The organism is Pirellulales bacterium, assembly GCA_035656635.1.
Classification (GTDB): domain Bacteria; phylum Planctomycetota; class Planctomycetia; order Pirellulales; family JADZDJ01; genus DATJYL01.
Window position 1 is genome coordinate 55,015 of sequence record DASRSD010000110.1, and the last position, 22,972, is coordinate 77,986.

Below are 22,972 nucleotides of genomic sequence, written 5' to 3' on the forward strand. Positions count from 1 at the left end.
CTGCCCCGTTCGCATCGAATAGAAACAGCGCTTTCTTCAGAGCGCCGCCAGTAAATTGTCCAGTAATTGCAAATTCGGCCCGGCTAATGCTGCAGCGGCCTGGTTGCTCGCCGTATAAACCGCTTGGTTGTAAACTCGATGGCCCCTAACGCCTGGCGTGGGAAACAGCGGCTGTAACGATGACACGGTGTAAACGATTCCGTGCCCAGTGCTGGCCGCTTTCAGCATGACCACCTCTCGATGCGAACGATCGCCGGCATCCATCCGCGCGGTTTCGCCCAGCGTTTTCATATACGCCGAGAAAATGCCGCGTCCAAAGTTGGCGGGCATGGCATGTGCCAGTGGATCGAATTTTTTCGCCGCAATGAAATCGGCAATGCGGTTGCCGGAGTTAATGCCGGCCGACAAATCGAAATCCCAGTGAATGCCCAAATAAATGCGGCTCATCGCATTTTCTTCCGACGCCTCGGAAAAGCTGGTGAAGCTCCGCGTGATTTTGGGGCGTGTGTTTCCTTGGTTATCGGTCGTGCTGCCGTTGAATTCGTCGGAGGTGAATGAAAAAGAAATATTGTCGGTGCCGTAAAAATCAGCCAGTGTGTGGAACACCGCCGCCCCGATAATCGCATGCCCCGATGGGTACGACGGAAACGGCGGCGTGAAATTGTTCGGCAAAGTATCGTTGCTGGCCGGCGCGCCCAGCGGTGTCCAGGTGGAATCGCCGACCGTATTCGGGTTGCCGTCGTTGTCGCCATCGCGAATGGCCGTGACGGGCCGCCACATGTCGTAAAAGTATTTGCCATCCCAGCCGACAATGGCTGCATCGGCCATGGCCACGTTCATTATGGCGAACATGCGCGCGTTCTGATATTCGGAGTTCCCTTGTTGAATGGCCACTACCCGTGCAATCTGGTTGTACAGCCGGGGCGGCGCACACAAGCCTTCGGTGGCATCGTAGGCCCAAAAGATGCCGATCTCGGTTTGCTCCTCGGTGCGAATCGTCGGCGTGGCAATGCCGTCGCCACCTAGTTCTTTCAGCTCGTTATAAGCGGCCGTGTATTCGGGACTATCAATCGGCGGTGGAGGCGGCGGAAGATATGCACCGGTGCTGTTAATCCCAAAGGGCGTGACTTTTCCCCATTGCGGATCGAGCGGCGTTTGCGTAATTCCGGAAACTTCTTGCGTGACTGGGTCGGGTTGATACTTGCCGACACCGTCGATAATTTTGTAGTTCGATTTTGCATTGGCGCCGTCGTTGGAGCGCGCTGCAATCACGGCTTTGGCTACGGTTTTCCCCAGCGCAATGCCCAAGTTCTCTGCCGGGCCGCTGGGAATTTGACCGAGCCAGGTATTCAAGTCGGTGTCGAGCGTTGCCCTCTGCTTTTGATACAGCCACACCAATGTGTCGTGTGCCGCCTCGCCCACGGCTGCGCCGATGTCGGCCCCTTGCACTCCCACGACTTTCACCAAATACGGCTCGTATTGACCTTCAATCGAATTGATGGCGTCGTACATGGCCACGCTTACAATTGCCAACGCTCGGGAAGCACGCGTAGGACCATATTGTTCCTTAAAGGCGGCGGAACTGTGATCGATATTGACCGTTTGCAGTGCGATGTCATTCCAATACAGGATGGCATCAACCGCCATCATCGCCCGCGGTTCAAGCTGCTCGATGAACATCCGGCGACCGTAGTGCCGCTGCTTGCACTTCGCCGCAGAACGTGGATTTTTCGCAGCGCGCAGCGGTAAGGAAAACATTGGTGTAACCTCAAAGAAAGTGGGCTCCCGACACGCGCCCATGCTAATTGCCGCCCCAGAGCGTGTAAACTGCGATTGGCGAATTCTATCCGCCGCGTGGCCAACTACCTTCGATTTCTTCATGCGGTTGGCGAGCCATCTTGAGTAGCTCGATAAGTTGCGTTACCTGCTCGCCGCTCAAGTGTCCCAATTGTTTTTCGTGGCAGCGGCGCACGGGAGCATCCAGCTCGCTGAGCAAATCGAGCCCGGCGGAAGTGATGCTCACCTGCACGACACGCCGGTTGGCAGATAATCGTTGGCGGACAATGAGCCCACGCTGTTCGAGCTTATCGAGCAGGCGGGTAATATCTGGGGCGCGGGAAATCAGCCGCCGGGCGATATCGAGCGTTGCCAGCGGCTTAGGTTGCTGGCCCCGCAACAGCCGGAGCGCGTTATATTGCTGGGCCGTTAAATCGGATTGTGCAAACAATTCGTCTTCCATGGCCCGCAGTCGATCATACGTTCGCCACAGGTTCAGATACGCTTCCTGGCAAGGCGAATCGAAAGCGCGCTGGCGGCGTTTAGCGGAAGTAGGCATGGGCAATGGAGGGTTGGCGGCCAAGTGTCTGGCGCCGGGAAGGGTAGTCCTGTGTTGTGTCGAGCGGTTTGTGTTCGGCAACGAATGATCATGAGGCAGCAAACACCTGCTGCCCTGCACAATTTTCGTTGGAAAATCGCCGTTCCGCAATATCTTGACTCCTGTATATGATGGAGAAAAGAGGCCGCATGTGCCGATTTTATTGATAGCGGTCTCGAGATTCTGCATCCGTTTCCGTTCGCCCAGTACCGAACACCTTGGCATCTCGATCCTTGGTCCTGCCGTGTCGCACAACCGTCCACCAGAAACCTTGCGCCGTTTTTTTGCTGGACTCACCGAGTTCGCTTTTGAAACTCGGATGGGCGTGGCCGATACCCGGCTGATCGATTATCTGACCGACCTGTTGGTGCGATTCGTGCGGCACGATGCATTGCTGAGCCTACGAAACCTGAGTGGCGAGCGGTTGGATGCCGTGGCCGTAATGCTGCTGGAAGCCGATGCCCGAATTGGCGATGCTCGGCGAAAAGCCCATCGGCACATTGGCGACTTCACCCTGTTTTGGACCGGCCTTTATCCGGAAACGCTCCGCAGTACTCGCCGCGGCCAACGGCACGATTTTTTCCACGATTACTGCGAGCACGGCAAACGGGCCTACTACATCGCCAGCACCATTCCGCTGGGCGACCCGGATGACGAAGCCGACGTGCTCCAGCGCTTGAGCCACGAGTTCGATTTGTGCACCTACGGCCTGGGCGAAGTCCGCCGCGAATGGGAACGCCGCGATGCCGATAGCGGTTCGGGACCGATTGTGCTGGAGTGAGCTGCGCAAGCAATTTTGCGCAGGCATTTTTTCATACGGAATAGTGTCTGGGTTTTGTTGTGCGTTGACGCCCGATGAATTGCGCCGGATTCATTCCCTACTAACAAGCGGGCCAAACGCCTGTTATACTTTCTCCATGGGCGCAACACATGTTACCGTCGCCGTCAGCAATCCCGCCGATGCCAATCGGCGTTGGGAGGGCGAATTCCTTGTCGATACCGGAGCCACCGATTGTTTGGTGCCGGCGAAGCAGCTTCGAGCCATTGGCATTCAGCCGGAATCGAAGCGAGTTTACGAACTTGCTGATGGCAGCGAGGTAACGCTGGAAGTGGGCATCGCCCGCTTTGAATTTATGGGCGATATTGCCGCTGGCATTGTGATCTTTGGCAATGACAATGCTGAGCCGATCTTGGATGCCACGCCCCTCGCCTCCGTCGGCATCGAAGTCGACCCGAAAAATCAGCGACTAAAACGCTTGCCCGCCGTGCGGTTGAAGTGATTGAGATCAATGCATGGATTCCGAAGCTCCAAAAGCGTCGTGGACAGTTGTTCGATTTGTCGCTGCGGCGGGTGCAGTATTGCCTAGTATTTACGCGTTGTTGGTATTGCGGGCCCAAATGTTAGGTGGATTTGATTTTGGGGCTCTGTTTGGAATCTTCATTGGTTTGGCAGCGATTATTTTGTGGTGGTTTGCCCTGCAAGGGGGTGTAGCTAAAAGTCGTCGGCGGATGGCATACACCTTCATCGGCGGAATCATTCTTGGCAGTATCAGTTTTGCAGCCGGATTTTTTGGGCCCATCATTTTTATGCCCGAATCCAATCAGGGCCCGCTGCTGGGGATATTTATCACGGGACCCTTTGGTTTTCTGGTGGGATGCATTCTAGGGGCCGTTTACGCGCTGTTTCGTGTTAAGTAATCTCAGCATGCGCTTCACGTCACCAAATCTCTTCCTGACCAGCATAAACACGTCTTCCAGCGTCGGGTCTTTGTCGTTGAAGTAGAATCGACAGGACGGAGCGTTATGAAGTATGATTGATGAAACTGCTCTGCTGGCTAAAACCCAAGAACGTTGATTGTTTCAAAGTAGGATTGCCCCATGTCGACAGGCCGATCGAAAAACACAAAGACTGCGTCGGAATTCCAACGGCAGCCGATGGAAGTAGTCAAGCAGGTGCGGAAAACTAAGCAGCCTGTGACCATCACGGTGCAGGGCAAGCCGGGAGTGGTAGTCGTCGATGCCGCTACTTACCAGCGACGCATCAAAGCAGCCAATCTGGCAAATCTGTTGGAAGGAGGAGAACAAGACGTGCGGGCTGGACGATTGCGATCAGCCGATCAAGTGCTGAAAGAACTTGGCCGTGCCAAAAAAACATCGCGTTGAAATTACGGCGGCGGCGGAGCGCGATCTGCGTGAAATCCGCGATTACATTGCTCTTGATAAACCGGCGGCGGCGCAGCAATGGGTGAAGCGAATTGCGAAACAAATTCGCAGCCTGAAAGCTAATGCCGCTGCGGCACGAGGTCATTCCGGAAGCGCGGGAAATCGGCGTCGAATATCGACACACGCTTTCAGGGCCCTATCGGACGATCTACCGGGTAGAGAAAGAGCGAGTGATTGTTGTGCGTGTGATTCACGGAGCACGCTTGCTGGATCCATCTTTTTTGCCTGGTTCGGAAAAAGCCTGAAGCAGATACGCTCCTCTTCGAGTCGCGGCTAAATGGCGATGCCATCCGGAGCGCGACCAACGGTCGCGGCTTTGTGGATTACGACACCAAGCCCTTCGTCACCAGCATAAACACGTCTTCTAGCGTGGGGTCTTTATCGTTGAAGCTGCGGACGCCGACATCTCATTTGAGCATTATTCTCTTGCCGCAAGCTCGTTGGCGAAAGATAATGCAATCATTGATGTTGAACTCTCGGAGGTGGCCATGAGCCTGGACGAATTGGAAAATGCTGTTACTCATCTGCCTGCCGAAGAACTGTCGGCCTTTGCGCAATGGTTTGAAGAATTTATGGCCGATGCTTGGGATCGCCGCATCGAAGCGGACATTAAAGTCGGACGGCTCGACGAGGCTGGCCGGCGGGCGGATGCTGACTTTGAAGCGGGGCGCTTCAAGCCGCTATGAGCCATTTTGCGACGTCGGAATTCTGGCTTTGCTACCGGCAACTGCCGGAAAATGTGCGGGAACTGGCTGATAAAAACTTTGCCCTTTTGCAAGAAGACCCAAAGCATCCATCGTTGCGGCTCAAAAAAATCGGATCGTTTTGGTCGGTTCGAGTTGGTTTACGTTACCGAGCGCTCGCCCGCGATCGTACCGAAGGATTCGTTTGGTTTTGGATTGGGCACCACCGTGAATACGATCGGTTCCTCAAGGGAAAGTGAACCACTTGGCACCCAGTGCGACCAACGGTCGCGGCTTTATGGTCACGTCACCAGCCCCTTCGTCACCAGCATGAACACGTCTTCCAGCGTCGGGTCTTTATCGTTGAAGCTGCGGACGCCGACGTTTTGGCGGGCGAGTTCATCGAGCAGGCTGGCCACGCGCTGATCGTCGGCTTCTAGTTCCACGGTCACGCGATGATCGTCGACCTGTACGCCGCGCGTTTCCGGCATGCTGCGAATGATGGAGAGGCCCGCCTCCATGCCGCCATCGAGGAATTTGATTTCGATTAACCGGTTGCGATGAATGCGGCGGTACACTTCGTCGATGGGTCCGGCCAGCAGCAATTGGCCCCGCTCGATAATGCCGATGCTGGTGCAGCAATCGGCCAGTTCGCTGAGAATGTGGCTGGAAATGAGGATGGTTTTTCCCATCCGGCGGAGTTCTTTGAGCAGGGCTTTGAATTCCAGGCGAGCGCGCGGATCGAGCCCGCTGGAAGGTTCGTCGAGAATCAGCACCGGCGGATCGTGGACGAGGGTTTTCGCCAGGCACAATCGCTGCTTCATGCCCCGCGACAGGCTATTGACGAAATCGTCTCGCTTGTGAGTCAGGTCAAGCAATTCCAACACGTCGCCAATGACTTGCTTCCGTTTGCTGCGCGGAATTTGATACGCCACAGCGAAAAAATCCAAAAACTCCCACACCTTCATGCCATCGTACACGCCGAAGTTGTCGGGCATGTACCCGACGACGCGGCGCACTCCTAGTGGATCGCGCGAGACACTGTGGCCGGCCACCACGCCGTCGCCACGGGTGGCTTTGAGCAGCGTGGCCAGAAAACGGATGGTCGTGCTTTTTCCGGCGCCGTTAGGCCCGATGAACCCAAACAATTCCCCTGCGCCGATGCGCAGGTTGAGGCAATCCACCGCGGTAAAATCGCCGTACTGCTTGCCGAAATTAATGAGCTCGATCATAGGACCAGACTGCGGGTTTGAAAGGCACGTTTTACTACGGAGCTTGAACGGCGACGCAGACAGACAAAATCTTGCATTGGTTTATTCTACTTTCCTTTCCTGAATTCCTGGCTTCCTTATTTGTTGCTCTGCGTCTCTGTGTTTCTGCGGTAATTGAATTTTCAAGAATCTGAATCGGGAGTGTCGCCCGGCGGCGGTTCGGTTTCGTTTTCGCGTTCCTCACGAGGAGAGGCAATGTCTCGATGCGTGTTTTGATCGTGCTGCGCCGGATTGGCGGAAAGTGGAGGATATTGCAAGTTTACCAGCACCAGCGTTCCACCCCGAGTGGCCTGGGAAGAGTGCGGTTCAATTTGCAGTCCCGCAAGTGGACCGTCGATGAGCGCCACCAGGCGGGTTTCGCCCGGTTCCAGCGTGCTCTCTTTTCGCACTAAATCCGCCATGGGCTGTAAGCTTAACTTCGGGCTGCCTTCACCACTGGATAAATCGTACGACCAATCTGGCGGCAACTCCGATTCGTCGTCCACCGGCTCGAACTGCAATTTCATCCTGCGTCCGGGAGGCAAATCGCCAACCCAAGCCATTTCAAAATCATTCTTCGTGCGGCGCAAAACCGCGGCGCGCTGCAGATGGAAATTGGTTCCGTTCGTCACCGTTGTGGAGCCATGATCGGGTTCACGGTTCGATGAGTCTGCACTCGATGATTCGCCCACGCCAAAACCTTCCACATAGTCAATCGTTCCACCACTGTCGATCATTTGCTCCGTGTGCAATAGCGCCGTGGAGTTTGACGACACCTGGTAATCGGCCAATTGCACATCCGGTTCCCCCTGAAATGTGACCGTATCGATCGCCTGGCCGGGCCGCGGCTCAAAATTCGGATCGGTGGGAAATGGGAGCATCAATGTTGTGCGATCCTCGGAGTTGGCATCGTACACCGTCGATAGCGAAGTGTACAACGCCGTGTAACGAGTCAAATGCCCACGCGGGTAACCACCGTGCATTTCCAACACGGCCAGTTCGGTTTGTGAGCGGGCAAAGCCAATATCCAACTGGGCCACTTTCACCACCGCTGCCATGCCTCCCACGGCAATGATGGGCGTAGCAATCCACGCCCATTCCACATGGCCCAGGCTGCGAAATAGCAACCAATTCAGCGGTACCAGCACCAGCAAATAAATCGCCAGTACCCGCATGACAAAATCGGCCTTGGGAATGACAATTCCGGCGGCTTCGCGCAAAGAATCGCGAGCGGTGATGGCCGCCGGGCTAGCATCGTTCCAACCGGCCACGCCTGGGCCGTTGAAGGCGCTGGGATCATCTTCGAGTGGAATTTGTCCAGACCAGCGATTGCCATATCGAATTCCGACTCGCGGATCGACGTCCTGCGGCTTTTCTGCAGGCTTTGCCGCTGGCGGCGCGACAAAGCCCGATTCGCCATTCCAGTCGCGGCTGAAGAAACGCAGCCCCGTGACAAGCAGCGGATCGTGATAGCGTTGCGGCTGTTGGAGCCAATCGACGCTGACGCCGCCCAGATCCGGTGAGGCCGTAAACACGCGCGGTGGTCGGCGTAGCAAACAGCCGTTCAAAAAACCGTCAAAGCTTGGCCAATTCCACAATTCTCGTTGGGTGAGGCGAAACGACGTGACGACAATTCGGCCACGCCCCACCCGCCCTTCGACCACTAACGGGCTTGCACTGGATCCGCCTGTGTCGACCAAAACATTTGCGCTGGGCTGCGTCAGCAAGGTCACGCCGCTCCAAGCATTCATCGGCGTCAACGTCGGGCTTGATTCGTTCTGAATGGGCAACGTCCATTTATTGCTTAACGGCTTCAGCATGTCGGCCGTGATTGGAAGCGGATCGCCCGGTAGCGCCGGCAAATACGAACCGAGAAACGCTTTGTCGCGCAGTTGATCAAGAGAAATCGGCCCACTGATAATCAGTTGTCCGCCCCAGTACAGCCAATCGACCAAAGCCTGTTGCTGCTCCGGCGTAAGCAAGCTGGGATCGACATCGTCCCAAATCAAATACGCGATGCTCGTCCAAGCCAGCACGTTGGAAGGCAGCGGCAGGGGCTTTTCCAGCGCTGGCGTAATCACCTGGTAGTAGCGTAGCCCGGTATCGAAATCGGCCTGGCTGGTGGCGTGTGGCGCACGGACCGAATCGAATCGCTCCAATTGCCCGTAGCGAAACGGTTGCTGCGCTAACACCACCAGATTGTATTGATGGGCTTTCATCAGCGTTAGCGGTTCCGGACCGGGCGTGGCTGCGATACTGCCGCCGCGGTTGCGCAGTTCTGTGGCCAGCCACGATTTGGTGCTGTTGCCAGGAACGAAAAACAGCAACTCGAGGAATTTTTCTTGACCTTTGGGTAGCGGGGCTGGCCGGGTAATCGCCAACCGATTGGGAGTGTGCTCCAGTTCCGTGGCCGGGCCGGCGGGTTCTGTGCGCGCATCCGCATACAGAGAGCCGTTGAAATCAAAGTTATTGGCTTTCATCTTTTCCACTGCCGCGGTCCAGTGGCCAGGCTTCACCAACCGCCGGGCAATTTCGTTCTCGCCCGTCCGCTGGGGCACAATGGTCAGTTTGATCGGCTCGAAATCGGGCTTGGGCTTTTCTTTCTCCTTGAGCGCGTCTTCCAGTGGGTTTTGGGCCGCTTCGTGATCCTCTGGCTTAGCTGAACAACCATGGCAACCAGGCAGCGCTAACATTCCCACCAGACACATCAGCAGCAGCGGCTTGAAAACCGCCGGCTTCGTAACGGGTGCTGCGCCGCTTGCGAATCGAAAAGTGGAGAAATTCGCTGCCATAAGATTGAGTTTATCTCAGCGGGCGCGAGGAAGAAAGCGGAAGCATGTGCCGGCTTAGATGGCAAATATTTCGCTTCCCGTCAAACCGCTACTCGGAGAATTTAATCTGGGCCGCCCCTTTTGCGTTCGTCTTGATACGGGCCAGCTTGTTGTTGACGGTCATATAAAGCGTGGAACCATCATCTCCCCAGGCACAGTTGGAAACCGGGTCGCCGGTGTCAGGATTGATGGTCCCCAGGTGCGTGCCATCCGGCGCGAACACGCTCAATCCGCCGGGACCGGCCGCCCATAGGTTGCCGTCGCGGTCGACTTTCATCCCGTCGGGCAACCCTTTTTTGCCTGCTTTCGTCCACGCCGTGGCATCGAAGAATATTCGGCCAGTTTTCAATGTGCCGTCTTTGTTGGAAGAACTCGGATCATCCACGACGTCGTACACCATCCACACAGCGTGGTCGGGATCGCTATTGGCGACGTACACTTTTTTCTCGTCAGGCGAAAAGGCCAAGCCGTTGGGACGAGTCAAATCTTTGGTCAGCAGAATGATTTCCCAATCTTCGCCAGCCGCCGGGCTGGTCGCCAAATCTTTTCTGGTCATCCTGCGCAGCAAAAACACGCCGCAGAAATCTATTTCCCTGCGCGGGTCATTCTCGTGCTTGGGCAGGCCATAAATCGGATCGGTGAAGTACAGATCACCGTTCGATTTGAAAACCAAATCGTTCGGGCTGTTCAGCCGTTTGCCCTGGTAATTATCGGCCAACGTGCGCTTGCCGCCATCTTTGGTGAGAACGGAAATTCGCCGGTCGCCGTGTTCGCACTGCACCAGCCGGCCGTCGGCATCCAGCGTGTTGGCGTTGGAGCCGGGCTCGTGGCCGTAATCGGTGATGCCGGTGTAGCCCGACGGGTGCATGTAAACTGAAACGCCCTCACCCTGCTTCCATTTCATCAGCGAGTTGCGGGGAATATCGGAAAACAGCAAAAACCCGCCGTCTTTCACCCACACGGGCCCTTCGCACCACTGGAACCCTTCGGCCAGCTTTTCGATTTTTGTATCGGGCGAAATTAGCTTGTCGAACCGCGGATCTTTGCTTTCTAGCTTGCCGAACGTCGGATACGGCGCCGAAAAACTTTTGATTTCCGCCGGCGTGTCTTCGGCCATGATGATTTTGCCTGAGATTGTGAATTGAGCGAGTGTGAGGATGGTGATCGAGACAAAGCGAGCGCGACCCATGTGGACCGTGGTCATGGTCATATCCCCGAGAATTTGAGCGCTGGATGAGAGTGTGTTGCCGAACCGCCCGACATCTTACCCGGATCCGCAAGCAGATGCAAAGATGCCGGATTTCCGAATTTGAAAGCCAACCTAGCGCAGGTGCGCGACCAACGGTCGCGGCTTTATGTGATGCGTTGCTCCGTAATCTCAATAGCTTTGAGCAACCCGCGGGCTTTGTTGAGGGTTTCGTTCCACTCCTGTTCCGGCTGGCTGTCGGCGACAATGCCGGCGCCGGCTTGCAAATATGCCGTCTTTCCGGATTGCGGAATCACAATTGTGCGCAGTGCAATGCAGGTATCCATGTTGCCGCTGTAATCGACGTAGCCAACGGCGCCGGCGTACGGGCCGCGGCGGTGCGGTTCCAGCTCGTCGATAATTTGCATGGCTCGCACTTTGGGCGCGCCGGAAACCGTGCCGGCAGGCAGGCAAGCCCGCAGGGCATCAAAGGCATCTTTGCCGTCAACCAGGCGGCCGGTGACGTTGCTAGTAATGTGCATCACGTGGCTGTAGCGTTCGATGGTCATCACGTCGGTCAGTTCCACGCTGCCATACCGGGCCACGCGCCCCACGTCGTTACGGCCTAAATCGACCAGCATCACGTGCTCGGCCCGTTCTTTCGGATCGGCGAGCAATTCCGCCGCTAAGTTGCGGTCTTCTTCCTCCGTGCGGCCCCGGCGGCGTGTGCCTGCCAATGGGCGGACCGTCACTTTGCCATCCACCACCCGAACCATCACTTCCGGCGAGCTGCCCACCAACGTGACGCTGGGCGTGCGCAAATAAAACATGAACGGGCTGGGGTTCACCACCCGCAACGTGCGATAAATTTCAAACGGGTGCGATTTAACCGGCAATTCCAGCCGCTGACTGATGACCACCTGGAAAATGTCGCCGGCCCGAATGTACTCCACGCATTTTTCCACAGCCTGTTGAAATTTGGCCTGCGTGAAGTTGGATTGGTAAGCGATTTTGGAATCGCCGACGGGGTTGATGTCAATCGGCGCGAGTTCGCCGCCACCCTCACCCTGCCCTCTCTCAGAGGGCGTAACCGCGGCGAGCCGATTCACCAGCTCATCCACCCTTCGGCAAGCACCATCGTAAGCCGCACGTAAATCGCCGGCATCCACCCGGGCCATGGCAATCACGACAATGGTCTTGGTGATGTTATCGAACACCACCATGCGGTCGTAAAAAGCGAAGGAAAGATCGGGCAAATGTCGATCATCCTGTGGTGCGTTGGGCAACTTCTCGGAATATCGGACCACGTCATAACCGGCGTAACCAATCGCCCCGCTCACAAACGGCGGCAGTTCTGGCAAGCGCACGGCGCGCAGGGCGTCCACTCGCTTGCGAAGTTCTTCAATTGGATCAGGCGATTCAAACTCTTCAGATTTTTCGCCTCGCACCACCACACGGTTGCCCCACGCTTCAATTTCCAGAAATGGCTGCGCTGTAAGAAAACTGTAACGGCCAACTTTTTCGCCGCCGACCACGCTTTCGAATAAGCAGGCCGAACTGCCGGCATCAAGCTTATGAAACGCCGAGACCGGCGTCAGCGAATCGCCAATCAGCCGGCGATACACCGGCACCAGATGCACACCCTGGGCCACGCGCGAAAAAGTTTCGTAATCGGGATAGTGCATAACCGCGGGAATGACGAATAACGAATTTCGGATGACAATGAATGACCGAATATAAAGCCGCGACCGTTGGTCGCGCATGCGGTCGTGTTTCAATACATAACGCCGCCACCGCTGTTCGCACCGCCCGCGTCAGAATAGCAAGAGCCGCCATTACAGACAACCAAACTTCGCACCCAGTTCGCGCTTATGGCGATGTTTTGACGCCGTTTGATGCCAGCATTCGTGCGCGACACGCAGCACCATCGCCGCGATGTACAATTTTAGGGAGCGCCTGTCCAGTGCGGCCTGCGGGTCTGCACGGCATGGCACAGCGTTCGCCTTGACACCCCCCGGTGCATTGTTAGAATCCCAACGGGGTTTTGCACTTGGAACAATTCACCCCGCAAAAAACATCGCAACATTCCATTCCCTTTTGACTTAAGCCGCGGATTTTTGCCATTGATTGTCCGGGCGATTTCCGGCTGGTCGGAACAGCTTCTCGCATCCCATGAAGTGCCAAAAGTGCGAACGTCCGGCGACGTTCCACATTACAGAACTCGAAGGCGGCAAGCACACCGAGCTGCACCTGTGCGAGCAGCATGCGCGCCAATATCTTACCCAAGGAGAAGGCGAGCCCGGCAGTGCTCCCACCATCGCGGGTGCATTGGCCCAGCAATTGGCCGTGGGCCAAACGGCAGAAGAGCTGGCCCAGCTCGATCAACGCGCGTGCCCGATCTGCGGCATCACGTTTTACGAATTCCGCAATCAAGGCCGCTTGGGTTGCCCGCACGATTACGTGTGCTTTGAAAAAGAGCTGGAACCGCTGATTGCCAATATCCACGGCGAAACGGTTCACAAAGGCAAAAAGCCGAAGCATGGTGCCTCCGGAACTCAGCAACGGACCGAATTGATCCGCATGCGCCGCGAAATGAAAGAGGCCATTGAGAAAGAAAACTACGAAAAAGCCAAAGAGCTGCGCGATCAAATTAAAAAGATTGAAGCTACGCAAGAGTAATCACTCACACTGACACCGCCGTGGAACTTAACGACCTAACCAACACGACTGGCGAATGGCTCCGCGGCAGCGGCCCTCAGGCCGATATTGTGATGAGCACACGCATTCGCTTGGCCCGCAACCTGGCCGAGTTCCCGTTCATCAGTCGGGCGTCGGACCAGGATCGGGCCGACATCGAAAAGCTGCTGCGCGATCGGGTTTTAAAAATTCGGGAGCAATCGGGCGAGTTGCTCTATGTGAATGTCAGCGATTTGGACCGGCTCGATCGGCAATTCCTCGTCGAGCGGCAGTTGATCAGTCGCGAGCATGCCGAGGCCAAGGGTGCACGGGGCGTAGCGATTGGCTCGGGCGAGCAAATCAGCCTGATGATTAACGAGGAAGACCATTTGCGCATTCAATGCCTGCACAGCGGGCTCGATGTGCAAGGCGCGTGGGACCAAATCGATCGAATTGACGATTTAATTTCCGAGCAAGTCAATTACGCGTTCCACCCCAGACTAGGTTATCTGACGGCCTGCCCGACGAACGTCGGCACCGGCGTGCGAGTGAGCGTGCTGATGCACTTGCCGGCGCTGGTCCTCACGCGGCAAATCGACAAAGTATTCCGCAGCCTGCAAAAAATCAGCCTTGCTGTGCGGGGGTTGTACGGCGAAGGCTCGCAGGCAATGGGAGATTTTTATCAAATTTCTAATCAGCAAACGCTGGGGCGATCGGAAAAGGAATTGGTCGACCAAGTGACGGACGTCGTGCCTGCGATCATCCATTACGAGCGCGAGGCCCGCGATTTTTTGATCAAGGAAAGCCAGCAAACGCTGCACGACCAAGTAAGCCGCGCTTATGGTATTTTGCGGACCGCGCAAACCATTAGTTCTGAAGAAACCATGCATTTGCTTTCCAAAGTGCGGATGGGAATTAACTTGGGGCTGATTGCCGATTTGCCCATGCTCAAGTTGAACGAGTTATTTATCCGCACGCAGCCGGCCCATTTGCAAAAAATCAGCGGCGTGGAATTGAACACCGCCGACCGCAACATCGAACGGGCTCGTTTTCTTCGCCGCTATTTGAACCGCGAAGAAGACGGCAACGGCGGGAAGAATTGAATCGAGTCCTGGGGCACGGTATTTGACACAAAGCCCACGGATTCCAATCCGTGGCTTGTCTTTTTGTCATTCTTGCGGCAGGTTTTCGGAGAAAATTAATCCCATGTGGATGACGTCGTCGAAGCGGCCGTCGATATAGCGGCCTTTGACCATGCGTCCTTCTTCGATGAATCCCAGTTTACGGTACAGTGCAATCGCCGCCGTGTTGGTTGCGTACACGGTCAGGTCGACACGCATCAGCCCGCGCTGCCTGGCTTTGGCCAAAGCCGCTTCCATCAGCCGAGTTCCTATGCCTTGGCCCCTGTAATTGCTGTGAATACCCATTCCAAGGGCGCCCCGGTGGCGAAGACCTTCCAGCTGGAAGAACTTGATATCGACCCAGCCCACCACTTGTGGCCCATTGAGCGCGAAAAACGCTGGGGCATCTTCGGCGATAATCTTTTCCCAGAATTCCCGCGCTTCCGCCGGTGGATGGGCCTGTAAGCTCATCAGCCAACGTCGCTCTCGCGCCACGCTATCCAGGCATTCCCGGAAACTTTCAACGTATTCCAGCGCAGCCGGAACAATGCAGATTTCGTGTTGTTCGGATGACACACAATGCTCCTACCCCACACGACTAACGTACGGCTGAATGAGTCATCTGCGTGGCGCAAGGTTCGCTGATTTATTTTTGCGGCGGAAGGAGACGGCGCAGGTCGGGAATAATTTCCCGTGGAACGAAGCGGGCCAGTTCCTCGTCCGTGGCCAGCGGTGCAATTTGCTTGAGCAACGAACTGGAAACGTGCGAAAATTGCTCGTCGGCCATCAGGAATACGGTTTCAATTCCCGAATCGAGCTTGCGGTTAGCTAAAGTCATCGTGAATTCCGCCTCAATATCGGTCAGCGATCGCACGCCGCGAAGCATCACCCGGGCCCCACATTCGCGCACAAAGTGAACGGCCAGCCCGCTAAACTGCCGCACTTCGACATTGGGCAAATGCTTTGTGGCCCGGTGAACTAACTCCTGTCGTTCCTCGGAAGTGAACAGCGATTGCTTTTCGATGTTAATACCAATGCCAACGATCAATTGGTCGACCAGGCGGCTGGCGCGTTCGATGACGTTGATGTGCCCCAGCGTGATGGGATCGAACGAACCGGTGTAAACGGCCACGCGAGAATCGTTGATGGGCATAGGGCGGTTAGGAACGAGCATCCAGGGATGGCGGGCGAGTTTGAACGCCCGCTATTATCGCTCATTCTTCGCATTGGTGCAAAGAGATTGGGCTTCGCGCAGCGCTTCGATCAGGCGGTCAATATCTTCTTCGTTCGCATAGGCATGGGGGCTAATGCGCAGTTTTCCCGAGCGATTGGCGATTGCCACCTTCCGAGCATAACTGTGCCGCCGGACGGCCAGCGAATCGCATCCGGGCAGTTCGAACGTGACGATGCCGGAATTGTGGTCGGCCTTGTCGCGCCGGCTGATAATATCGGCGCCTATTTCTTGCAAGCGGCGGCAACATTCGTCGGTAATTTCAAGGATTCTCTGTCCAATGGCGGGCAAACCCAGGGAGTCCAATAAATCGAGGCTTGCTCCCAGCGCAATCAAGCCGACCGAATTCGCTCCGCCCCCTTCGTAGCGCGCAGCGGAATCTTTCAGATTCAATTCGATGCGCGTGTAATCGTTCCCGTGTTGCACGCTATGGGCTCCCAATCCTAAGGGCCGCAAGCGGGGGAGATGTTCGCGCCGAATGTAGGCCAGTCCAACCCCTTCAGGGCCAAGCATCCATTTTTGTCCGCCGGCGCTAAAAAAATCGACGTTGGCTTGCCGCACATCGAGAGGAAAACCACCAAACGCTTGAATGGCGTCGACAAACAGCAGCGCGGCGTGCCGATGTGCTATGTCTGCCGCCGCTTCCAAATCGGTCCGCCAACCGCTTAAAAAACCGACCCAACTGAGCGCGATCAAGCGAGTTCGACGGTCACACGCAGCCTCGAGCTTGTTCAGATCGAGTACGCCATCCTCCATCGGCACGCGGCGCGTTTCCACGCCACGGCTGGCCAAATTCATCCACGCGTATTGGTTGGTGGGAAATTCTTCGGCCGGAATAACCAGGTTATCTCCTGCTTGCCACGGAAAACCTTCAGCAACAAGGTTGATTCCCTCGGTCGTATTATGCAGCAGCGCGATTTCTTCCGGTTCGGCCCCAATCATCTTTGCCGCATGAGTCCGAACTTGTTGCAACCGCCGGTCCCAATTCGGCCAGGCGGTTCCCCCCTGCTCGGCAGCTTCAGCCAGCCAATGCGTGACCGCCTCACAGGCTGGCGCAGGAAGGGGCGAGACAGCGGCATGATCGAAGTACGCCCAGCGGCCAGCAATCGGCATTTGGCGGCGAAACTCCAACCAGCGACTATCGTGCGAAAGTGTCATGATGTGCAGCCTGCGGATTGGTCGATAACGCTAAAATTCGGCGGGAAAACTGCATTCTGCCCCACTGCACCCGGTTGAACTACACTAGTTAAGTTGGCTAAAGTAGGACCACTGCGTTATTTCCGTTCGGGGAAGCTCTGTAATGTCGAAAGCCTTAGCCATTATAGGAATGCTAATCGCCTTCCTAATTCTATTTATATTTGTACTCGATATGGCCTTGGGAATTCCGTTCAGCAAGGCCAGCCCCGTGATGGATATTTGCATGATTATTGGCACTGCGGTGCTAGCGTACCTGGGATGGTCAGCATACCGCGAACAAGGCTGACCGGCCACGGCAGAAAGCAAAGCAAGAAGTAGCGGCCATCTTGCCGCAACCATTGGCCGCACGGCACTGGCTTGCGTTAGTGACCGCAACCGCCGGATTGCAATCCCGGCCACTTCTTACGCCGCACGCAGAATTGATTGTGCAGCCGCCGCGCTTCGCTTGGGCGTCAATCGAATAACCGTATCGCGGAGTGTTTCCACTGCAATGTGGCCGGCTAATTGCAACTGTTGCAGCTGGCCAAGCAGGCGGACAATGGCATACCTGCCTGCGGCAACATCGCTCGCAGCAAATGATGCTACGTCAATCCGCAAATGGCACCATCCGCCATGCAGCATGGCACGTTCGACGGTCCGCTTCACAACGCGTCCCTGTGAAAAAGTGGACATCCAACCGCCGCTTTGCAGAGTGGCCGAAACGGGAACTTGCCACAATCCGTAGCAAACAGCTCGAACGCCGGTCGTGGTGCGACTGGAAAAAACATGCGGGGTGCGGATCACGGTCACGCCGTATTTCGTCAGCAAATCAACATGCCGCGGTTGCCAAGCATCGCTCACCGCCAGCGTCGAAATCTTGATGCCTTCGCCAGCGGCCAATTGCAGCGGTCGCGCCACACGATTGAGCAGCTCAGTTCGCGTAATGTCGGAATGGGTCACCGACGCGTCTGCCAAGACGGCAACTTCGTGCGGCAGCGAACTGGCAGCAAGCAGCGAGATCTGCCGCCCAATCGAACCATCGGGAACGGCCCACGAGGCAGGTATGTTGTGCCGGTTGCAGGCGGCCACCAATTCGTGAATGAATGACTCAGGCGCATCCGCATCGAAGGAAACGGAGACAAAAGCTCGGCTTAGTGCAGCGGAATTCGGCGTTCCCGACATCAACATTCCTCCATGAATCGCCGCGGCCAATTGCCGGCCTGGCGGTGCGCACACCCGCTATCGTAAAAGCGTCGGCCTGCCGCGACTGAAAGCTCCATCAAAACCGCTAGCAACGGTAAACACGGCGCCGGTTAGCAAAAATAGGCGAACTTTGCGGCTTCAGCTCCAGGGAAGTATTGAGCTACTGCCACGACGACGGGACATTTTCAGGCTGGCTCGAACGAGTTGCCCGATCCTGTTGAACCAGGCGTCGCGGCCGAATGCGCGTCGTTCAAATTCAAGCAGGCCCACAGCGTATCGCGAATTTCGGTCGGTCCGCGGAAGCGCGCCAATAATAAGTAGGCCCCGGCCACGGCGAACGCTGCCCCACACAGAGGAGCAAGCAACGAAACCGCCGTCGTAAAATCGCCGTTGGCGAAGGCGAAATATCCGAATCCAATAGCCACAACGGCCAGTGCAATATCGGCATCGAACACCAGCGCTTTGAAACGCGATTTGGGTTTGCCGAAAGCGCCCAGCAATGAATCACGCATTTTGAAGTACAACATGCCGATGGCAAATTGAGCGGCGGGTGTTAATAGGAGCGCGGCGGCAAGGGGCTGGAGGGTTTGCCATTCGCTCCGGCTCCAATGATTCCAGAGAGCCGCAACGACGGGAAAACAACCGATGGCCGCGATGATGAAAAACGTGAGTCGGGCCTGCCGCATCAAATAGCGGTTTACTGTTTCCGGCGGCCGCCAGCCGAACCAGCGTTCGCAGTGATAACCGATGCGTTCATTCCGTGGCACGGCGGCGTCAAGTTCTTCGGCCAACTCCGCCGGGTTGCCAAAACGCCGTTGGGCTTCCTGTATGGCGATGGTCGAATTTTTCGATCGTGCAAATTCCTCGTCGTAAATGGCAGTGAGATGGGCCAGCAATTCTTCGCGCATTTTTCGTTTGTGGGCGATGGTGGTTCGGACCGGCCTAACCGCCCGTTCCACAGCCTTCATTTGCGCCAGTCGCGCTTTCACGACTTCCCGCACCACGTCATCAAAAACCAAGCCCAAATTCTTTAGCGTCTGCCCCGCCACACCTTCGGCTTCGCGCAGCAGTCCCAGAAGCAAATGTTCCGGACCGATGGATTTTTGATTCCAAAATCGCGCCTCTTCGACAGCGTATGCCAAGGCTTGCTTGGCTCGCGGCGTGCAAGGAAGTTGCGGTAGTACTACTTTTTTGGGTCCGCGCTGGATGAGTTTTTCGATCTCGGCCTGAACCATCGCCGCGTCGACATGAAAAGTTTTGAGCACGCTGGCCGCCAGACCCGACGGCTCTTTCATCAGGCTGAGTAAAATGTGCTCGGTGCCAATGTATTCATGCTGCAGTTGGTGCGCTTCCAGTCGGGCCAGTTCCAATGCCACTTGCGCTTGCTCGCTGAATTGACCGAAGGTTACGTCTTTGCGAAACATAGGATTTCTCGATCGGATTGGTTCAGTGCTAAGCCGTTGCTCCCAAAATGCCGCCCAAAACCTGCACAAATTGTTGCCACTCGGTACGGCCCTGGCTTAATGAGCGTTTCCCTTTGACCGTCAAGCGATAAATCCGCCGCCGTGCTCCGCGCCGGCCATGCGGTTCCGTTTCCCACACTGCCTCGACTTGCTTCGAAGCCTCCAGGCGGTATAGCGCCGGATAAAGCGAACCCTCCTTCAGCTTCAGCAATCCACAGCCGGCATGTTCCAGGCGATGCAGTATTTCCAGCCCATGCGCCTCGCCGCGCTCCAGTGCCGCGAGAATCATGGCTTCCAAGTGTCCGCGGAGTTTATCGCCGTGAATGGTGCTCATGCTTTATTTATAGACAGTCTATAAATAAACGTCAAGAGCTCTCTTTACACGGTCCGGACATGGCAGACTTGTAGATCTGTCAGAAGCGCTGGCCTTAATATAGCAGCCACCACGCCCTCCATGGTGTACTGCTGCGCTTCGGCGGCGGGTCGGAATCCAAGTTCACTCAGGGCGGCGGAAGTGACCGGGCTGATGCTAACAAGCTTCGTGTTGCGCAAGTCTTCGCCGAACATTTTGGCCAGCGACCGGGCGATAGCCGAACTGGTGACCGTGACCCAATCGATGCGGCCAGCCTTCAACGCGGCAGCAATGTCCGGATCGGGCGGGGCGACATCCGTGCTTCGGTAAACTACGATTTGTTCCACCTGGGCGCCGGCTGCTTGCAAAGTTTCCGCTAACACTTCGCGACCTCGGCTAGCGCGGGCCAGCAGATATTTTTTACCACGGGCATCTTTCGCCAACAGCTCTGCCAGGGCTTCTGCCCGATAGACGTCGGCTGGCTGCCCATCGACGCGCAAGTGATATTGGGCCAGCTCTTCTGCCGTGCCGGGGCCGATAGCGGCCAGTTTTATCCCGGCCAGGTGTCGTAAATCGCGCCCGGTGGCCAGCAGACGCTCGAACAGAAACTGCACGCCGTTGACGCTGGAAAAAACCAGCCAGTCGAAATCGCACAGCCGGTCCAAAGCCGAATCGACGTGCTGCCAATCGTCAGGAGGCGAAATTTCGATCGCAGGTTGAACGAGACAATCGGCGCCTAGTTCGGTAAGCGGCTGCCACAAGGCTTCGGTGCGATCGATGGGGCGCGTCAGCAAAATGCGTTGGCCGAACAACGGTCGGCGAGTGAACCAGGAGTTTGCTTGCTGTTCTGGCCCCGCTGCCGGCCCCTCTACTGCAAGAGATGAGAGATTCGGACTTGCCACGCTGCCCACGATGATTACCATCGGCGGCCGCATGCGAGCCGCTTCCAATTGCTCAACGACCTTTCCCAACGTGCAGCGGATGGTGGTTTGATCGGGCCACGAGCAGCGCCGGACAATGGCGGCCGGCGTTTCCGGTGATTTGCCGGCGCCAATTAAAGCTGCCGTCCACTCGCGGGCGGTAGTCACGCCCATGTAAAAGACCAAGGTCCCTGGAAATGCCGCCAGGGCGGCATAATTGAGCGGCGGAGCGTGGTCGGAATCTCCTTCGTGTCCGGTGATCAGTGCCACAGCCGAGGCAGCATCGCGCTGCGTGATCCAAATGCCTGCGTAGCTTCCGGCGGCCATTGCGGCGGTGATGCCCGGTACAATTTCGTATTCAACGCCGGCGGCTTCCAGCGCCGTGACTTCCTCCAGCAACCGGCCAAACACGGCCGGATCACCCCCTTTCAGTCGCACCACACGTTTGCCTGCCTGGGCAAGTTTCACCAATTGCAAATTGATTTCTGATTGCGGCCAAATGCGTTCCGTCCCGCTTTCCCGCGCATCGCTGCTTTCTGCTGTCTGCGTTCTGCCTTCTGCCTTCCTATGGCGGCCTAAGCAAATCATTTGGGCCGCTTTGGGCGCGTGCCGTAAAATTACCGGGTTCACCAAATAGTCGTACAACACTGCGTCCGCTTGGCACAAGCATTGAACGCCCCGCCAGGAAATTAAGCCAGCATCGCCGGGTCCGGCGCCGACCAAGTACACTTTTCCCGAAGTTTGGCCATGAGCTAGCGACCGGTGCTGCGGCGAGGCAATCGGTGGCGGGGACGATTGTCGTTGTTTTGCCATGCTGGGATGTTAGAATAGGCAAAGGGGAAGGATGTACCTTGCGGGAGAAATTTTTACGCCCAAACACGCCCACTCGTGATTTCTACCAATCCAATCATGGCCGATGCTGGCGTCAATTCTGATTTCCTTTCGCCGGCCGTTCGTCGCCGCTTGCAGGAACAGTACGAACGGGGCAAGCAGAATCGGCAGACGCGAAACTACGATTACGCGGCCGACATGCTCACTCTGTGCGTGGTGGGTGATCCCGGCAATCCATTCTACACGCAAGAGTTTCTGGCCAACCTGTTTTGCAAGTATACCAGCAGCAAAAGCGCTGGCATAACGGCGGGGATCCGCACCAAAGCGCCCCAGTTCAGCATGATGAATGCTAGCCGCAAGAAGGATTGGCACGGGCTGATCAAAAGCGGGCTGGAAGTATTGAAGATCAATCCCTGGGACAGCTCCGCCCTGATGCAAGTGGCTCGGGCGTGCGGCGAGCTGGGACATGTGAAAAGCCAGGTGCTGTATTTAGATCGGGCTTGCGAAGTTGATCAGAAAAATTATGAAGCCTGGTGGGAACGTGGCCACGCCTTGGAGAAGGATGCCCGATTCGATGATGCCGTTAAATCGTGGATGAAAGCGGAATCGATTGCCAAGGTCGCCAGCGAAGACGCCGATCAAGCGCATCGCGCGATTTCGCGGTTGCAGGTCGACCTGACGATGAAATCAAACGTGCAGCAAGACGAGGCCAAAAACAGTCCGTCCAAACCGAGCAACGAACAACCGGAATCTACCGCCGAGCTTGCATTCAAGGCCGCGGCGGCGGGATTAAAGATCAATCGCCGCACGCGCGCCGACGAATTGCAGGAAAAAATTGCCGCCACTCCGGGCGAATACATGCTCTACGGCGAGTTGGCCGACATTCACGAACGCACCGGCGATTATAACGAAGCCGAAAACGTTCTGAACCGCGGCTTGGATGCCACCGGCGATTTGCGCATTCGTGAGCAATTGGAAGACGTGCAAATTCGGAGGATGAAGCATCAGTTGCTGATTGCCGAGCGCCGCGCCTCGGAGTTAAAAACGCCCGAGGCCCAGCAAATGGTGGAGCAAATCGGCGCCGAGTTGAACAATCAAGAGTTGGAAGTGTACCGCAAGCGCGTCGATCGCTATCCGACAAACACTCATTGGAAATTTGAAGTGGGCGTGCGCTTGAAAAAAACTGGCAACCATGCCGAAGCCATCAAAATGCTGCAAAATGCCCGTAACGATCCCAAGCACCGCGGCATGGTGTTGTTGGATTTGGGCGAATGCTTCCAGTACATCAAGCAGTACAAGCTCGCCAAGCAACACTACGTGCAGGCCGTCAGCGCGATTCCCGACAAGGAAATCGAACATCGCAAAAAGGCGCTGTACCGGGCCGGGGTGCTGGCAATGGCGCTGGCGGGCCAAGAATCAGGCGGTTTCAATGAGGAAGAACTGGACGACGCG

At 56.4% G+C, this 22,972-nt stretch carries 23 protein-coding genes; 10 read left to right on the forward strand and 13 right to left on the reverse strand.

Going from position 1 to position 22,972, the window contains the following annotated elements; translation table 11 throughout:
- Positions 1-36 precede the first annotated feature (36 nt).
- Together VFE46_10410 and VFE46_10415 are read right to left on the reverse strand one after the other, a co-directional pair.
- Positions 37-1,758, reverse strand: a complete 1,722-nt coding sequence (locus VFE46_10410) for a phosphatase PAP2 family protein (protein ID HZZ28402.1) — start codon at positions 1,756-1,758, stop codon at positions 37-39.
- Positions 1,759-1,843: 85 nt separating this feature from the next.
- On the reverse strand, positions 1,844-2,335 hold the full coding sequence (locus VFE46_10415) for a MarR family transcriptional regulator (protein HZZ28403.1): 492 nt from the start codon (positions 2,333-2,335) through the stop codon (positions 1,844-1,846).
- Between the two features lie 283 nt (positions 2,336-2,618).
- Here VFE46_10415 and VFE46_10420 point away from each other — a divergent pair, with 283 nt between their 5' ends.
- The 6 genes from VFE46_10420 (at position 2,619) to VFE46_10445 (ending at position 5,283) form a co-directional block, all read left to right on the forward strand.
- The gene (locus VFE46_10420; protein HZZ28404.1) at positions 2,619-3,155 is read left to right on the forward strand and encodes a hypothetical protein; all 537 of its coding nucleotides are present in this window, start codon (positions 2,619-2,621) and stop codon (positions 3,153-3,155) included.
- Between the two features lie 136 nt (positions 3,156-3,291).
- Entirely contained in the window at positions 3,292-3,654 is a 363-nt protein-coding gene (locus VFE46_10425) for a clan AA aspartic protease (protein HZZ28405.1), read from the forward strand.
- A gap of 13 nt (positions 3,655-3,667) precedes the next feature.
- Complete coding sequence (locus VFE46_10430) at positions 3,668-4,072, forward strand: hypothetical protein (GenBank protein ID HZZ28406.1); 405 nt, start codon at positions 3,668-3,670, stop codon at positions 4,070-4,072.
- A gap of 180 nt (positions 4,073-4,252) precedes the next feature.
- A complete protein-coding gene (locus tag VFE46_10435; protein HZZ28407.1) occupies positions 4,253-4,537 on the forward strand; it encodes a type II toxin-antitoxin system Phd/YefM family antitoxin in 285 nt (94 codons plus the stop codon).
- Positions 4,515-4,874: a type II toxin-antitoxin system RelE/ParE family toxin gene (locus VFE46_10440; protein ID HZZ28408.1), complete on the forward strand. Its 360-nt coding sequence runs from the start codon at positions 4,515-4,517 to the stop codon at positions 4,872-4,874. Before VFE46_10435 ends, VFE46_10440 begins: the two co-directional genes overlap by 23 nt.
- Positions 4,875-5,085: 211 nt before the next feature.
- Positions 5,086-5,283 carry a hypothetical protein gene (locus VFE46_10445; protein ID HZZ28409.1) on the forward strand — a complete coding sequence of 66 codons (198 nt, stop codon included), beginning with the start codon at positions 5,086-5,088 and terminating at the stop codon, positions 5,281-5,283.
- Between the two features lie 299 nt (positions 5,284-5,582).
- On the opposite strand, the gene VFE46_10450 is transcribed toward VFE46_10445, so the two are convergent.
- The 4 genes from VFE46_10450 to trpE all read right to left on the reverse strand — a co-directional run bounded on the left by VFE46_10450 (position 5,583) and on the right by trpE (position 12,232).
- Complete coding sequence (locus tag VFE46_10450; protein HZZ28410.1) at positions 5,583-6,512, reverse strand: ABC transporter ATP-binding protein; 930 nt, start codon at positions 6,510-6,512, stop codon at positions 5,583-5,585.
- Positions 6,513-6,673: 161 nt separating this feature from the next.
- On the reverse strand, positions 6,674-9,322 hold the full coding sequence (locus tag VFE46_10455; GenBank protein ID HZZ28411.1) for a hypothetical protein: 2,649 nt from the start codon (positions 9,320-9,322) through the stop codon (positions 6,674-6,676).
- A gap of 88 nt (positions 9,323-9,410) precedes the next feature.
- Entirely contained in the window at positions 9,411-10,565 is a 1,155-nt protein-coding gene (locus tag VFE46_10460; protein HZZ28412.1) for an SMP-30/gluconolactonase/LRE family protein, read from the reverse strand.
- A 149-nt stretch (positions 10,566-10,714) separates the two neighbouring features.
- Complete coding sequence (gene trpE / locus VFE46_10465; GenBank protein ID HZZ28413.1) at positions 10,715-12,232, reverse strand: anthranilate synthase component I; 1,518 nt, start codon at positions 12,230-12,232, stop codon at positions 10,715-10,717.
- Positions 12,233-12,719: 487 nt separating this feature from the next.
- On the opposite strand from trpE, the gene VFE46_10470 reads away from it, so the two are divergent.
- Together VFE46_10470 and VFE46_10475 are read left to right on the forward strand one after the other, a co-directional pair.
- Entirely contained in the window at positions 12,720-13,226 is a 507-nt protein-coding gene (locus VFE46_10470) for a UvrB/UvrC motif-containing protein (GenBank protein ID HZZ28414.1), read from the forward strand.
- Positions 13,227-13,246: 20 nt separating this feature from the next.
- Positions 13,247-14,326: a protein arginine kinase gene (locus tag VFE46_10475; protein ID HZZ28415.1), complete on the forward strand. Its 1,080-nt coding sequence runs from the start codon at positions 13,247-13,249 to the stop codon at positions 14,324-14,326.
- A 66-nt stretch (positions 14,327-14,392) separates the two neighbouring features.
- Here VFE46_10475 and VFE46_10480 read toward each other — a convergent pair whose 3' ends face one another.
- The 3 genes from VFE46_10480 to VFE46_10490 all read right to left on the reverse strand — a co-directional run bounded on the left by VFE46_10480 (position 14,393) and on the right by VFE46_10490 (position 16,733).
- Positions 14,393-14,920 (reverse strand): GNAT family N-acetyltransferase, encoded by a 528-nt coding sequence (locus VFE46_10480; protein HZZ28416.1) that lies wholly within the window; start codon positions 14,918-14,920, stop codon positions 14,393-14,395.
- A 70-nt stretch (positions 14,921-14,990) separates the two neighbouring features.
- A complete protein-coding gene (coaD, locus tag VFE46_10485) occupies positions 14,991-15,497 on the reverse strand; it encodes a pantetheine-phosphate adenylyltransferase (GenBank protein ID HZZ28417.1) in 507 nt (168 codons plus the stop codon).
- 54 nt (positions 15,498-15,551) lie between these two features.
- Positions 15,552-16,733 (reverse strand): aminotransferase class V-fold PLP-dependent enzyme, encoded by a 1,182-nt coding sequence (locus tag VFE46_10490; GenBank protein ID HZZ28418.1) that lies wholly within the window; start codon positions 16,731-16,733, stop codon positions 15,552-15,554.
- A gap of 142 nt (positions 16,734-16,875) precedes the next feature.
- On the opposite strand from VFE46_10490, the gene VFE46_10495 reads away from it, so the two are divergent.
- Positions 16,876-17,058, forward strand: a complete 183-nt coding sequence (locus tag VFE46_10495; GenBank protein HZZ28419.1) for a hypothetical protein — start codon at positions 16,876-16,878, stop codon at positions 17,056-17,058.
- Between the two features lie 116 nt (positions 17,059-17,174).
- On the opposite strand, the gene VFE46_10500 is transcribed toward VFE46_10495, so the two are convergent.
- From VFE46_10500 to cobA, 4 genes are all read right to left on the reverse strand, one after another.
- On the reverse strand, positions 17,175-17,933 hold the full coding sequence (locus VFE46_10500; protein ID HZZ28420.1) for a hypothetical protein: 759 nt from the start codon (positions 17,931-17,933) through the stop codon (positions 17,175-17,177).
- Between the two features lie 206 nt (positions 17,934-18,139).
- Entirely contained in the window at positions 18,140-19,378 is a 1,239-nt protein-coding gene (locus VFE46_10505) for a Clp protease N-terminal domain-containing protein (GenBank protein HZZ28421.1), read from the reverse strand.
- A 28-nt stretch (positions 19,379-19,406) separates the two neighbouring features.
- Positions 19,407-19,751, reverse strand: a complete 345-nt coding sequence (locus VFE46_10510) for a helix-turn-helix transcriptional regulator (protein ID HZZ28422.1) — start codon at positions 19,749-19,751, stop codon at positions 19,407-19,409.
- A 44-nt stretch (positions 19,752-19,795) separates the two neighbouring features.
- Positions 19,796-21,502 (reverse strand): uroporphyrinogen-III C-methyltransferase, encoded by a 1,707-nt coding sequence (gene cobA, locus VFE46_10515; GenBank protein ID HZZ28423.1) that lies wholly within the window; start codon positions 21,500-21,502, stop codon positions 19,796-19,798.
- Positions 21,503-21,598: 96 nt separating this feature from the next.
- Here cobA and VFE46_10520 point away from each other — a divergent pair.
- The coding region (locus VFE46_10520; protein ID HZZ28424.1) for a hypothetical protein at positions 21,599-22,972 on the forward strand (1,374 nt) is incomplete at its 3' end.

What these genes read in the sequence shown, in the direction of transcription:
- VFE46_10410 (HZZ28402.1), bottom strand. Translation starts at nt 1,758, where the DNA reads ATGTTTTCCTTACCGCTGCGCGCTGCGAAAAATCCACGTTCTGCGGCG.
- VFE46_10415 (HZZ28403.1), bottom strand. Translation starts at nt 2,335, where the DNA reads ATGCCTACTTCCGCTAAACGCCGCCAGCGCGCTTTCGATTCGCCTTGC.
- VFE46_10425 (HZZ28405.1), top strand. Translation starts at nt 3,292, where the DNA reads ATGGGCGCAACACATGTTACCGTCGCCGTCAGCAATCCCGCCGATGCC.
- VFE46_10430 (HZZ28406.1), top strand. Translation starts at nt 3,668, where the DNA reads ATGGATTCCGAAGCTCCAAAAGCGTCGTGGACAGTTGTTCGATTTGTC.
- VFE46_10435 (HZZ28407.1), top strand. Translation starts at nt 4,253, where the DNA reads ATGTCGACAGGCCGATCGAAAAACACAAAGACTGCGTCGGAATTCCAA.
- VFE46_10445 (HZZ28409.1), top strand. Translation starts at nt 5,086, where the DNA reads ATGAGCCTGGACGAATTGGAAAATGCTGTTACTCATCTGCCTGCCGAA.
- VFE46_10450 (HZZ28410.1), bottom strand. Translation starts at nt 6,512, where the DNA reads ATGATCGAGCTCATTAATTTCGGCAAGCAGTACGGCGATTTTACCGCG.
- VFE46_10455 (HZZ28411.1), bottom strand. Translation starts at nt 9,322, where the DNA reads ATGGCAGCGAATTTCTCCACTTTTCGATTCGCAAGCGGCGCAGCACCC.
- VFE46_10460 (HZZ28412.1), bottom strand. Translation starts at nt 10,565, where the DNA reads ATGACCACGGTCCACATGGGTCGCGCTCGCTTTGTCTCGATCACCATC.
- trpE (HZZ28413.1), bottom strand. Translation starts at nt 12,232, where the DNA reads ATGCACTATCCCGATTACGAAACTTTTTCGCGCGTGGCCCAGGGTGTG.
- VFE46_10470 (HZZ28414.1), top strand. Translation starts at nt 12,720, where the DNA reads ATGAAGTGCCAAAAGTGCGAACGTCCGGCGACGTTCCACATTACAGAA.
- coaD (HZZ28417.1), bottom strand. Translation starts at nt 15,497, where the DNA reads ATGCCCATCAACGATTCTCGCGTGGCCGTTTACACCGGTTCGTTCGAT.
- VFE46_10490 (HZZ28418.1), bottom strand. Translation starts at nt 16,733, where the DNA reads ATGACACTTTCGCACGATAGTCGCTGGTTGGAGTTTCGCCGCCAAATG.
- VFE46_10495 (HZZ28419.1), top strand. Translation starts at nt 16,876, where the DNA reads ATGTCGAAAGCCTTAGCCATTATAGGAATGCTAATCGCCTTCCTAATT.
- VFE46_10500 (HZZ28420.1), bottom strand. Translation starts at nt 17,933, where the DNA reads ATGTCGGGAACGCCGAATTCCGCTGCACTAAGCCGAGCTTTTGTCTCC.
- VFE46_10505 (HZZ28421.1), bottom strand. Translation starts at nt 19,378, where the DNA reads ATGTTTCGCAAAGACGTAACCTTCGGTCAATTCAGCGAGCAAGCGCAA.
- VFE46_10510 (HZZ28422.1), bottom strand. Translation starts at nt 19,751, where the DNA reads ATGAGCACCATTCACGGCGATAAACTCCGCGGACACTTGGAAGCCATG.
- cobA (HZZ28423.1), bottom strand. Translation starts at nt 21,502, where the DNA reads ATGGCAAAACAACGACAATCGTCCCCGCCACCGATTGCCTCGCCGCAG.